Consider the following 12734-nt stretch of genomic DNA (forward strand, 5'->3'; position numbering starts at 1 on the left):
GTATAGTGGATTAACTTTAAACCAGTACGGCGTTACCTCGCCTTAGCTCAAAGAGAACGATTCTCTAAGGTGCTGAAGCACCAAGTGAATCGATTCCGTACTATCTGTACTGTCTGCGGCTTCGTCGCCTTGTCCTGATTTAAAGTTAATCCACTATAAGTTTTCAGACGACCTTTTATGTTTGGACTGCCTATCGGTTTTGGCTGGCGCGGTAGAAGGCGATGAGGCCGTTGGTGGAACTGTCGTGCTGCGGGTTGCCGCGGTCGAGTTCGGGTTCGATGGTTTTGGCGAGTTCTTTGCCGTATTCGACGCCCCATTGGTCAAAGGGGTTGATGCCCCAAATTGCGCCTTGGACGAAGGTGCGGTGTTCGTATGCCGCCATGAGCATGCCGAGGCGGCGGGGGTCGGTGGCGCTGAGGAGGAGGCTGTTGCTCGGGCGGTTGCCGGGGAACTCTTTTTGCGGGGCGAGGCGTTCGCGTTCGGCTTCGGGCAGGTCGGCAAGTTCGGCGCGGGCTTCTTCGAGGGTTTTGCCTTTCATCAGGGCTTCTGCTTGGGCGAAGGCGTTGGCGACGGTGAAGCGGTGTTGGCGGTTGATGCCGTAGGCGGTGGTCATGGGGACGATGAAGTCGCAGGGGATGAGCCGTGTGCCTTGGTGGAGGAGTTGGAAATAGGCATGCTGGCAGTTGACGCCTTCTTCGCCGAAGACGATGCCGCCTGTGGTGTGGGGACGGGATGGCCGTCGGCGGTGCGGTTTTTGCCGAGGCTTTCCATGTCGAGCTGGTTGAGCCACGAGGGGAGGTGGCGCAGGTTGTGGCTGTATGGGACGGCGGTTTGTCCGTCGGCGTGCTGGAAGTTGTTGTACCAGATGCTGATGAGCGCCATGAGGACGGGGATGTTGCGGCGGTAGGGGGTCTGGAAGAAGTGGGTGTCCATGGCGTGCGCGCCGGCGAGGAGTTCGCGGAAGCGGTCGGCGCCGACGGCGACCATGACGGGCAGACCGATGGTTGACCAGACGGAATAGCGTCCGCCGACCCAGTCGAACATGGCGAAGACGTTGTCGGGGGCGATGCCGAAGTTTCGGGCGGCGGCAACGTCGGAGGAGATGGCGCAGAAGTGGCGGTAGATGCCGGATTCGGGCAAACCTGCATCACGATACCAGGCACGGGCGGCGTAGGCGTTGAGCAGGGTTTCGGGCGTGCGGAAGGATTTGCTGGCAATGCTGAATACGGTGGTTTCGGGTTTGAGGTGGGCGAGTGTGCGGCTGATGTCGGCGTCGTCTGAATTGCTGACGAAGTGGACGCGGATGTTTTGGCGGTAGGCTTTGAGGGCTTCTACGCACATTCTAGGGCCGAGGTCGGAGCCGCCTATGCCGATGTGGACGAAGTCGGTGATGGGTTTGTCGGTGATGCCCCTGTGGCTGCCGTTGTTGAGTGATTCGGCGAAGGCGAGGGCGCGGTCGAGTTCACGGTGGATTTTGGGGAGGATGTTTTCGCCGTCAACGTAAACGGGCGCGGCATCAGGCGGCAGGCGCAAGGCGGTATGGAGGACGGCGCGGTGTTCGCTGAGGTTGATTTTTTCGCCGTTTTGCATGGCGTGCATTTGTCCGGCTAGGGGCGAGGCTTCGGCAAGGCGGCACAAGAGTTGCAAAGTGTCTTCGCCGAGGCGGTTTTTGCTGTAATCGAAGAGGAGGCCGTCGAGGGTTTCGTGCATATTGCCGAAGCGGTCGGGTTCGGCGGCGAAGCGGTCGCGCAGGTGGATGTGTTGTGTGTCGAGCCGGTGTTGTTCAAGGGCTTGCCATGCTTCGGTAAATGCGGTCATCGGGTTTCCTTCGGAATTGGGTTCGCCCCGCTCATTCGGGGGATGTGATTCAGTTATAGATTGTCGTTGTAGTGATTGGTTCGATAGGGTAAATATTTATGTAGTCGTATGTAGTTTAACAAAGGGGCGCGGGTTTGGCGAATGCGGGGAGCCGGTTTGGTTAAGAATTGTATGCAATATGCAATTTATATGATTGATTTTTATCAAAGTTCTGTAAATTTTTCGGTATGACACCGATGTCAGGTGTGATATGCTTCGTAATCAAATGAAACAGGGATGAGGCGGGAGTCGTAAGATGGCTACAATTTATGATGTTGCTGCTTATGCGGGCGTCTCACCCAAAACGGTCAGCCGCGTCATCAACGGCGATGCGCCGGTCAGCGACAAAACCCGTGCAAAAGTCGAAACAGCGATTGCGGCTTTGGGTTATATCCCGTCTTCGGCGGCGCGGGTGATGCGGTCGAACCGTTCGGACTTGGTCGGACTGATTACCGGCGCCATCTCGCGCACGGGCGAATACGGCGGGGTACACGGTCTGCCAGATATGTTTTTAATCAAAGGCATCCAGCAGAAAATCCGCGAAGCGGGCAAAACGCTGATGATTGCGGATACGGACAACCGCTACGAGCAAATCGACCCTTTGGTCAGGACGTTTATGGAACACCGCGCGGAAGGCATTTTGTATGTAACCGAATCGCACCGCGAAATCGTCCTGCCCGAAATGCCCAACCGCTGCCCGATGGTTTTGGTCAACTGTTTCGACGCGGCGGGTACGCCGTCGGTTTTGCCGGACGACGAGCGCGGGCAATACGATTTGGTACGCAACATCATCCGTCACGGACACCGCCGTATCGCCTACATCACCTTGCAGGCGGGCGCAGAAGCGACGCGGCTGCGTTTAGCGGGCTACCGCCGCGCTTTGGACGAATCGGACATGGTGTTCGATCCTGACTTGGTGCAAACCGGCATCACCGATTTTGCCAACGGCAGCGAGCCTTTGATTGCGGCAGTGTTGAAATTATTGTCGCTTGCCGACCCGCCGACGGTCATTTGCTGCGGCAACGACGAAATGGCGGTCCGCGTTTACGGCATTTTGAGGACGCGCGGCGTACGCGTTCCGGAGCAGATATCGGTGGCAGGTTACGACAACCACAGCGCGATTGCCGAAACCCTGTTTCCGCCGCTGACCAGCACTGAGCTGCCCTATATGCGCATGGGCGCGCTGGCGGCGGAAATCCTGTTCGACATTATCGAGACCAAAGAAACCGCCCGTCCGCCCGTTCGGGTTGTCGGAGAAACGATTTGGCGGCAGTCGGTCACGGCATTGAAGTAAAACATCCTTTCAGACGACGTCTGCTTTATGAGGCAGGCACAATACGACAATAAAAGGTCGTCTGAAAACACAAACAACACATCACGTTATCCATTTGCAACGTATCAATACGATACGCCCAAAAATAAAGAAAGCGGCTCAACCGCTTCGACTATGCAGTGTTTCCCGCAGTTTGTTGTTCCATGTTTTCTTCTTATACAGTCCAGGAGTCGCTTCAAAATGAAGATTTCCCCACAAGTATCCCTGACGCTTCGCCAGATTATGCTGATGAACTTCGGCTTCTTCGGCATTCAATACAGCTTCGGTTTGCAGCAAACCGCCATCAATCCGATTTTCAGTTTCTTACAAGCTGACCCTGCAAAACTGCCTTACCTCAATATGGCAGGACCGATTACCGGTTTGCTGGTGCAGCCCCTTATCGGTGCCATGAGCGACCGTACATGGATTCCCGGACTCGGCCGCCGCCGTCCGTATTTCCTGCTCGGCGCCATCGGTTGCAGCTTGTGTCTGTTCTTCTATCCGCACGTTACCGCATTGTGGGTTGCCGTATTGCTGCTGTGGCTCTTGGACATCAGCAACAATACCGCCATGGAGCCTTTCCGCGCCTTCATCGCCGATACCGTTCCCGAACGCCAACAATCCACCGGCTTTTTGATGCAGTCCGTGTTTACCGGCTTGGGCATTACCCTTGCCAACATATCGCTCTATGCCTTCAAGAAAATCGACTGGTTGAACCAAACCTCCGAAGCGGGCATCCCCTACTGGGTATTCGGCTCGTTCTATATTGGCGCCGTCTGCTCCATCGGCTCTGTTTTAGTGACCGTATTGTCCACCCCCGAACATGAGCCGTCTCCTGAAGAGCTGGCGGCGATTAAAGCCCAATCCGGCGGTCCTGTTGAAGCCATTAAAGAAATTTACCATGCTATTAAAGACATGCCGAAACCCTTGTGGCAGCTCGCTTCGGTTTACCTCTTCCAATGGTACGCACTCTTCATCTACTGGCAATACATCTCCCACAGTCTCGCCAAATCTATATGGAATGCTACCTCTGCCAACAAAGTCGCATATGAGGACGCAGTGGCATGGACCGGTGTGGTCAATGGTTTTTACAACGTCGTGACCTTTATTTCTGCCTTCGGGTTGATGTGGATGGCGCGCAAATACGCCGCCAAATACGTCCATGCCTTTGCCGTTACCCTTGCCGCACTTGCCCTTTTGGCGATTCCGCATGTTACCGATAAAAACATGATGCTCGCCCCGATGATCGGCTTCGGTATCGGCTGGGCAAGTATGATGGGCGTGCCGTTTATGATTGTCGTGCATTCCATCCCGAAAGAGCGCTACGGCGTGTATATGGGCATCGTCAACATGATGATTGTGATACCGATGCTGATCCAAACCCTTACCTTCAGTAAAATCTATGAGAACTTGCTCGGCGCCGACCCGGGACATGCCATGACTTTTGCCGGTGTCCTCCTTATCATCGCCGCCGTACTGACCCTGACCATCAAAACGTCAAACAAACCTTATGGCGTAGAATCGGCAGGCTGATTCAGGCATTTGCCAAAAGGTCGTCTGAAAACCCTTGTTTTAGGTTTTCAGACGACCTTTTTTGTTTGATTGTGCCGATTTGTTTTAAACGGGCGGGGACGGTTTGTGGAAGCTCGGATTGGATAGGAATATCGCCGCATTCCCGCAAAAGCTGACGGCAAAGCGTTTACATGGCAAAATACCGCCTGTTTGCAGGTCATCCGAATTTTTCAGACGACCTTTTACCCTCTTCAAAAGGAATCCCCATGTCTTTGCAAAACATCATTGAAACCGCCTTTGAAAACCGTGCGGACATCACCCCGACCACCTTTACCCCCGAAGTCAAAGAAGCTGTGTTGGAAACCATCCGCCAACTCGATTCAGGCAAATTGCGCGTCGCCGAACGTTTGGGCGTGGGCGAATGGAAAGTCAACGAATGGGCGAAAAAAGCCGTCCTGTTGTCCTTCCGCATCCAAGACAACGAAGTCCTCAACGACGGCGTGAACAAATACTTCGACAAAGTGCCGACCAAGTTTGCCGACTGGTCTGAAGACGAATTCCGCGCCGCCGGTTTCCGCGCCGTACCCGGTGCCGTTGCGCGTCGCGGCAGCTTTGTTGCTAAAAACGTCGTGCTGATGCCGTCTTATGTCAACATCGGCGCATACGTTGACGAAGGCGCGATGGTCGATACTTGGGCGACCGTCGGCTCTTGCGCGCAAATCGGTAAAAACGTCCACTTGAGCGGCGGCGTCGGCATCGGCGGCGTACTCGAACCCCTGCAAGCCAGCCCGACCATTATTGAAGACAACTGCTTCATCGGCGCGCGTTCCGAAATCGTCGAAGGCGTGATTGTCGAAGAAGGCAGCGTGATTTCCATGGGCGTGTTCATCGGACAATCCACCAAAATCTTCGACCGTACTACCGGCGAAATCTACCAAGGCCGCGTACCAGCAGGTTCGGTTGTCGTGTCCGGCAGTATGCCTTCCAAAGACGGCAGCCACAGCCTCTACTGCGCCGTCATCGTCAAACGCGTGGATGCGCAAACCCGCGCCAAAACCAGCGTCAACGAATTGCTGCGCGGTATTTAATCGGCGAACAGAAAAGGGGAGGTCGTCTGAAACAGCCCGAAACATAAACGGGCTTCAGGCAAACGGTTTCCCCTGTTTGAATGGCAAGAGGTCGTCTGAAAACCGGATTTCGGGTTTCAGACGACCTCTTCATAGGGTAAGTCGGTTAAGTCAGGACGGCATTGTCGTTTTGTTTGATGCTGTTTTCTTTGCCATAAAAAAAGCAACGGATAAACCGTTGCTTTTTTGTTTGACCTGCGAATCTTACAAACTGCCCAACACGATGCGCAACACGCGGCGCAGGGGTTCGGCTGCGCCCCACAAGAGCTGGTCGCCGACGGTGAACGCGCTGATGTATTCGCCGCCCATACCCAGTTTGCGGATGCGTCCGACGGGGACGGACAGCGTGCCGGTTACTTTGGCGGGGGTCAGCTCGTGGATGCTGGCTTCTTTTTCGTTGGGGATGACTTTCACCCAGTCGTTCGCGCCTGCCAAAATTGCTTCGATTTCGGAAACGGGCAGGTCTTTTTTCAGCTTCAGGGTGATGGCTTGGCTGTGGCAGCGCATAGAGCCGATGCGGACGCACAAGCCGTCGATTACGGTCGGATTGTCGCTGCGGCCGAGGATTTTGTTGGTTTCCACGCCGCCTTTCCATTCTTCTTTGGACTGGCCGTTGCCCAAATCCACGTCAATCCACGGAATCAGGCTGCCGGCGAGCGGTACGCCGAAGTTGGCTTTCGGATAGTCTTCGCTGCGCAGGAAATCGGACACTTTGCGGTCGATGTCGAGAATCGCGCTGGAAGGATCGGCAAGCTCGTCCGCTACTTGGGCGTGAATCGCGCCCATGCCGCTGATGAGTTCGCGCATGTTTTTCGCACCTGCGCCGGATGCGGCTTGGTAGGTCATGCTGGTTGCCCATTCGACCAAATCGTTTTGGAACAGGCCGCCCAGCGCCATCAGCATCAGGGAGACTGTGCAGTTGCCGCCGATGTAGTTTTTCACGCCGTTTTTGAGGCCGTTGTCGATGACGTTTCGGTTGACTGGGTCGAGGACGATAATCGCGTCGTCTTTCATGCGCAGGGAGGACGCCGCGTCAATCCAGTAGCCGTTCCAGCCGCTGTCGCGCAGGGGTTGGAACACGGATTTGGTGTAATCGCCGCCTTGGCAGGTTACGATGATGTCCATTTTCGCCAGCTCGGCAACGTCGTTCGCATCCAATAATGTTTTAGCCGCCTGACCGAAATCAGGTGCCGCACCGCCGACGTTGGAAGTGGTGAAGAAGAACGCTTCGGGAATATGGGCGAAGTCGTTTTCTTCTTTCATACGCTGCATCAAAACCGAACCGACCATGCCGCGCCAGCCGACGAAACCTACTTTCATGTTGAGCTCCTTAGGGGGAAATTGTTAACAAATTTCTGAATAGGGGAAAAGGAAGAGTTTTAAACCTGTTTGAGGTAAATGTAAAGTTTTTTATGCTGTTTCGGGAGTGTATGGGGGAGGTCGTCTGAAAAAAAGCGTTCCTGCCAAACCGGAATGTTCCGAAAGCAAACCTGACGATAAGTCGCAGGCTTGCATTTGGGAAAGATTCAAGGTTTTGCAGGAACGCCGGCATCATTGAAAGCACAGTTCGAGCAAGCATTTTTCTAACCGAAATGCCGCACTGTTTTTCAGACGACCTATCGGATCAGTATCGGATATCGACGGTTACTTTGTCTTGATACTCGCCCGGAGTGTAGTCGGTGTTTTGGACTTCCGCCGAGATGGTGTGTGTCTGATTGCTGCTGTCGCCGGTAAATCTTTGCGCGCTGCCTGTGCCCGAAGATTGGTTGCCCCAGGGGTCGGAACTGTTACCTTTTTTGAGGCGGTAGGGGACTTTGTCGGTGTTGGCGGGATTGGTGGATTTCATCTCGCCCCTGCCTTCCTGATTACCGTTGGAAGGAATCAGACCGACGGTGTAGGGCGTACCGTTGGTGCAGCGGACGGTGAGGTTGCCCGACTGCTTCAGGTTGGTACTGCCTGCGGTGTGTGTGCCGAAGTCGATGTCGTCGGCGGAGATGAATTCACAGACGGGGCTGGCGTGTGCCTGTACAGTAAAGGGGAAACTGTCGTTAGATGAGTAATATGCACCGCAGTTGGCAGGATGTTGTCCCCAATAAGTCGTATTCCAGTTTAGTGAGGCGGATATGCCGTTGAAGACAGCTTCATACGGGCTTCCGTCAGCGTAAGGTGCGGCGGTTTCCTGATGGTTGAGGAGTTTGGCAGTGAGGGTAATTTGACCTGATTTGGTACCGTCGGGACCGATTACCAGCTTCTCCGTCATATAGGGCTTGGCGTTGCTGTTGGGTGCATTGCTACCCCAGACGGTGCCGTCGGGTTTGTAAAGTTGAAATTGCAATGTATTGGCGGGGCGCTTGGGATGCGCAAGCAACCTTGGGGTGTTTTGTGAGGGAGAATTATTGCCGCCATCGATGTTGAAGCACAGGCGGGTATGAGTAGTGCTTTTCAGGAAACTTTTGCATTCGTAGTTGATGGTAGCTTGTACTTCAGGAATCTGTCCTTCGAGCAGATTGATGCCTTGGGTAGGCGTACCAAAGGACAAGACGTTGCCACCTGCGCCTGAGATGCTGCTGACAGACGCGGTACATTTCATATAGTCGCCCACTACACCGTTGTGCGCCCATGTTTGGGTAGGGGCAAACATCAGACATAAGGCTGCGGCGAATATGGTTTTGGGGAGTAGTCGCGAAGTTTGAATGAAACCTGCAGGGTTTGTTTTCAGACGACCTCTCTTTATATTTATCTGCATATGATGTCTCCCAGTTCCGGGATGGAATCCGGATTGTGTGTTTCAGGGTAGTCCGCTTCGAAGGTGCAAGTGCCGCCGTTTTCGGGGAGGGTGACGGTGAAGCGGTTTCTACCTTCTTTCATGTTTTCAATATATGTTTTGCCGTCGAAGCCGGTTACGGCTGCCGGTGTGCCGTCTTCGGCAGTAATGCTGCCGCCGCTCGGGAGTAATTGGTTTTGTGCGTCTTTCAGCGTCATGGTGGCGGCGCGGGTGCGCTGGATTTTGAATTCGACGCGCATGCCTGAGCGTTCGGGCGGGGCGATTTCGGCGACGGTGTGTTCAAGCTGAACGTCCAGCGGCAACTCGGCAATATCGACGCTGACGGTGTTTTTTTGGTAGGCGGAGAGGCTGGGGATCAGTGCCAGCCCTTTGCGGTTGGTTTTGCCTACGGGCATGCCGCCTGCGCGGATGGGGACGTCCGCCATATCGCCGGTGCTGACGACGGCGAAACTGTCGTTGACTTGGCGGGTGGCGAAGAGGCTGCCGCCCATGAGGACGAGGCCGCCCCTCCAGCCTGCGTTCCAGTTGCTGTTGCCGCTTTGGCTGTAAACGTTTGCCCAGCCGTCGCCGTAGGTGTTTTGATGGCGGATGTTGCCGTTGAAGGTATTGCTGCGGCTGCCGTTTGTATTGTCGTTTTGCTGCCAGCCTATGCCCCAGCTGGTGCTGCCCATGCCGCTGCTGGTTTTGTTCAGGGTCGCTTGGTAGCTGTTGTTGTGTTTGTTTCTGCTGATGCCTGCGGAGGTCGAATAGCCGTTGTCGAGGCTGACGGAGAGGCCTGCGTGGAAACTCAGTTCGCGCCTGTTGCGGAAGTTTTTATTGGCACCGGCGTAGAGCGAGGTGCGGTTTTTGAAACTGCGGCTCCAGCCGAATGAGCCTACGCCGTCGGCGGGGCTGCCTTCGGTGTGGGAATGGACGTAGGATAGGCTGAATGAACCGAGTTTGTCGCTGCTCCAGCCTGCGGATGCGGAGGCGGATGTGGCGGGGTGGCGTGTGGCTTTGAAAAAGTCTGCGCCGTATGCAGTGTCGCCCAGTTCGGCAAATTGTCCGTTGGTACGGCTTGCGCCTGCGCTGAAGGAGAGCCTGTCCCATTGGGTGCTGAAAAACGCGCTGCCGCGCCGTCCTGTTTTGCCCGCAAAGCGGCTTTCGGCATAATTAAGATTGAGTTGTCCGAGCGAACCCAATACGGTATCGGCGGCAATGCCCGCCTGACGGTAGCCGCGCGCGGCTTCGCCGTGGATTTGGGCGGTCAGGGTATTGCTGACACCGTAACGCAGCGTGCCGGAGGCGGCGGGGTCGGATTGGTATTTTGCGGAACGGATGCCGTAATCGCGGCGGACGTAGCCTGCTTCAAACGACCATTCGTTCAAGCCTTTTGCTAAAAGTCCGCTGCCGCCGTAAAGCGGCATATCGACGACGACGGTGCGCCCCAGTACGTCGGTGGCGACGACTTGGGCGTTGCTGCGGCCGCTGATGGACGGCGGTAGGATGAGTTCGTATTCGCCCGCTTCGATGTCGCGGCTCATTTGTTTGACGCCGTCGAGGTAGAGGTCGACCGTGCCGGGTAGGGTGCTTTTACCGAGGTAGGAACGCAGCGGGGCGGTTTGTTTCCACGGGCGGGTGTTGTAAGTGCGGGAGATTTTGATACCTCCGATGCGTGTGCCGCCCCATGAGCCGATTTGTCCGGTCAGGGTATCGCCGACGGTCAGCGATATGCCTTGTTCGGGCCAGACGGTGCGCCAGTAGGTATCCAGGCGGGCGGTGTTGCCGCGGGAGCCGCTTTCTTTGTTGCGGCTACGGTTGGCAAATTGGGTGTGGTTCAGATAGCCCCAAGGCGTGCTCAGGCGCATTTCGCCGAAAACGCCCTGTGTGCCGTTGCCGGAGCGGTTGCGCGAGATATTGGCGTCATAGTTCAGAACGGCGGCAAAGCCGGGTTTGGCGATGGCGTAGCGGTTTTCCTGCAATGCGCCGATTCGGGCGGTTTTCAGGTCGGGCTGCCATTCGAGGGGGGCGGTGAGATCAAGGGTTTGCGCGGCGGCATCGTATTTCGCCTGCAAGCCGGGGATAGAGGAGAGTTCGAACCATACGCCTGCGCCGGGTGTGGACGCGCCGTCCTGAATTTCAGGCACAACGCCGTTTTTGCCTGCTTCGGCAGCTTCTGCGTCGGGCAGGGCAATGCCGTAGGCGCGCAGGGATTCGGGGCGCGCATACAGCACGCCGTTACGCGACATGAAGGGTTCGATACCGTCGCGTATGCTGCCGTTGACTTTGACCTGCGGGTAAACGGTCAGCCATGCCTGCTCGTAGGCAGCAGGCGCCGCCTGCGTCAGGATGTCTTGAGCAGGGGAGGGCAGGGCGTAGAAACACAGCATCAGTGCGGCACTCAGCCGGGTGAGCCGTGTCCTTAGGTCATGGGGTGGCAAACCGAACCTCCGTTTGGATCGGCATACCGTTTACCGTGGCATTCAGACGACCTTGGTTCAGAGAGGCGGGGGAAACTTCCAATTCGCGTTTCCAAGTGTTGCCCGGCAGGACGTAGCCCGCCAGACCGTTTGCCAGCGTCAAGGCGTCTTTGGCAGAGGTCGTCTGAAAAGTAATATTGCTCAGTTGCGCATGGGCATTGCCCGTGTTTTCGGCAACCAAAACCGCTTTACCGTTCGCGGATTTTTCCGCACGCCATTGCAGCTTCGGTTCGGCATTGTTTTGAACGTTGACAAACAGCGGCAGCGAATAGCGCATCACCAACTGAATGCCTTTTTGCGGTTTCGCATTGGGAGCGGGCAGCTCGTCCACAATCAGGCGGTAGGCTTCTTCAGCCTGTTTGTCGGACGGTTTGACGCGCATCACGCGGAATTGCTGCTGCGCACCCGCTTCCAGTTTGACCATGGGCGGGCTGGCAATGACGGCATCGGTAGGTTCGAGCACTTCACCGCCGTTTGCGTCCTGCGTCCAGCGGAACACGCGCACTTGCGCCGTCAACGGCTCTGTGCCCTTGTTTCCCAAAGTAAAAATACCCGCCCGCTGTTTGGCGGGCAGGGAAAGCGATGTCGGATTGACTTGCAAGCCGGCGGCATGGCTTGGTAAAACCGCTGCCGCCGTCAGCATACCGACCAGTGTGCTGATTGCTTTTTGCATGAGGATTTTTTAGTTGTTTTGTTTTGAGGGAGTGACTCAGATTAGTAACTCAGGGTTACTTTGACTTGGTCTTGGTAGGTGTCGATGAATTTGTTTAATTCACCTGCTTTGACAGTTGCATATACAGGGAGTTTGACTGCTTCGGAATCACTTAAACCTTGTCCTGTCAATGAAAGAAGGTCAGTACCTGAATTACCCCAAGGAGTGTTGCTGTTGGTCTCTTGGACTGTTTGATTTATGCCTGAACCGTTTACGACAGGTTTTTGAAGTTGATAGCTGATGGTGTCATTATTTTGTTTTGATGTACGAGAGATACCCCACATTGTGCCTTCACCATTGTTGCTTGTTACGTTTTGAGGTTCCAAACCTACTGTGAAAAGTGTGTTTTTACTGCAACGGATATTCAGACCAGTAGCCATACCGCCAACGTTTTTTTGGGTAATAGCGGTTGAATTTGATGATGCGACATGTGTGCTGAAATCAATGTCCGCTCCAGCCAGACTTGGGTCTTCGGTAGTAATTTTCGTACTATTCAATGCGCTGTTTGTTGTTAGAACTTCGCAAGTGCCGGTCAATTTCAGGTGTACGTTGAAATTGCCTTCTTTAGTTTCGGCCATTGCAGCATTGCCCATCATCATCAGAGAAGCCAAAGCCAGAGAAGTTAAAGTAAAACGTGTTTTCATCGGATTTATCCTTGTATGTGAGTTTAGGTGTGTATTGACACAGTCTCCGTAATATAGTCAATTAAAATCAAAATAGGACAGTAATGCATCGTCAAATCGGGCGTAATCAGACAATACGGTTCGCAGATACCGCTTAATATTCGCCCACACCTTCTCAATCGGGTTGAGCTCAGGTGAATAAGGTGCAAGAGGTAATACCTTATGTCCCCATTTTTCCGCCATTTCCCGTAAGACACCCATACGGTGAAATCGTGCATTATCTAAAATAATCACCGATTTTTGAGTCAATGCGGGCAGTAGGCATTGCTGAAACCACGCTTCAAAAA

8 protein-coding genes and 2 pseudogenes are annotated in these 12734 nt (G+C 54.8%); 3 read left to right on the forward strand and 7 right to left on the reverse strand.

Annotation, left to right across the window (positions count from 1 at the left end):
• Nucleotides 1-190: 190 nt before the first annotated feature.
• Nucleotides 191-1818 (reverse strand): annotated as a pseudogene (pgi, locus tag HMPREF1028_RS01520) (glucose-6-phosphate isomerase).
• Between the two features lie 295 nt (nucleotides 1819-2113).
• On the opposite strand from pgi, the gene HMPREF1028_RS01525 reads away from it, so the two are divergent.
• The 3 genes from HMPREF1028_RS01525 to dapD all read left to right on the forward strand — a co-directional run bounded on the left by HMPREF1028_RS01525 (nucleotide 2114) and on the right by dapD (nucleotide 5769).
• Nucleotides 2114-3151, forward strand: coding sequence for a LacI family DNA-binding transcriptional regulator (locus HMPREF1028_RS01525; protein ID WP_009311052.1), 1038 nt, complete (start codon nucleotides 2114-2116; stop codon nucleotides 3149-3151).
• A gap of 219 nt (nucleotides 3152-3370) precedes the next feature.
• The gene (locus tag HMPREF1028_RS01530) at nucleotides 3371-4702 is read left to right on the forward strand and encodes an MFS transporter (protein ID WP_009311053.1); all 1332 of its coding nucleotides are present in this window, start codon (nucleotides 3371-3373) and stop codon (nucleotides 4700-4702) included.
• Between the two features lie 245 nt (nucleotides 4703-4947).
• A complete protein-coding gene (gene dapD / locus HMPREF1028_RS01535) occupies nucleotides 4948-5769 on the forward strand; it encodes a 2,3,4,5-tetrahydropyridine-2,6-dicarboxylate N-succinyltransferase (RefSeq protein ID WP_009311054.1) in 822 nt (273 codons plus the stop codon).
• A 243-nt stretch (nucleotides 5770-6012) separates the two neighbouring features.
• Here dapD and asd read toward each other — a convergent pair whose 3' ends face one another.
• The 6 genes and pseudogenes from asd to HMPREF1028_RS01565 all read right to left on the reverse strand — a co-directional run.
• The gene (asd, locus tag HMPREF1028_RS01540; RefSeq protein WP_009311055.1) at nucleotides 6013-7128 is read right to left on the reverse strand and encodes an aspartate-semialdehyde dehydrogenase; all 1116 of its coding nucleotides are present in this window, start codon (nucleotides 7126-7128) and stop codon (nucleotides 6013-6015) included.
• Between the two features lie 304 nt (nucleotides 7129-7432).
• Nucleotides 7433-8554, reverse strand: coding sequence for a spore coat U domain-containing protein (locus tag HMPREF1028_RS01545; RefSeq protein WP_009311056.1), 1122 nt, complete (start codon nucleotides 8552-8554; stop codon nucleotides 7433-7435).
• The gene (locus HMPREF1028_RS01550) at nucleotides 8545-10962 is read right to left on the reverse strand and encodes a fimbria/pilus outer membrane usher protein (protein WP_009311057.1); all 2418 of its coding nucleotides are present in this window, start codon (nucleotides 10960-10962) and stop codon (nucleotides 8545-8547) included. The genes HMPREF1028_RS01545 and HMPREF1028_RS01550 overlap by 10 nt, the downstream gene beginning before the upstream one ends.
• A 37-nt stretch (nucleotides 10963-10999) precedes the next feature.
• On the reverse strand, nucleotides 11000-11725 hold the full coding sequence (locus HMPREF1028_RS01555) for a molecular chaperone (RefSeq protein WP_009311058.1): 726 nt from the start codon (nucleotides 11723-11725) through the stop codon (nucleotides 11000-11002).
• Nucleotides 11726-11766: 41 nt separating this feature from the next.
• Entirely contained in the window at nucleotides 11767-12408 is a 642-nt protein-coding gene (locus HMPREF1028_RS01560; RefSeq protein WP_009311059.1) for a spore coat protein U domain-containing protein, read from the reverse strand.
• A 57-nt stretch (nucleotides 12409-12465) separates the two neighbouring features.
• A pseudogene (locus tag HMPREF1028_RS01565) lies at nucleotides 12466-12734 on the reverse strand (IS630 family transposase); the annotation flags it as partial.

The sequence above is a fragment of the Neisseria sp. GT4A_CT1 genome, assembly GCF_000227275.1.
GTDB lineage: Bacteria > Pseudomonadota > Gammaproteobacteria > Burkholderiales > Neisseriaceae > Neisseria.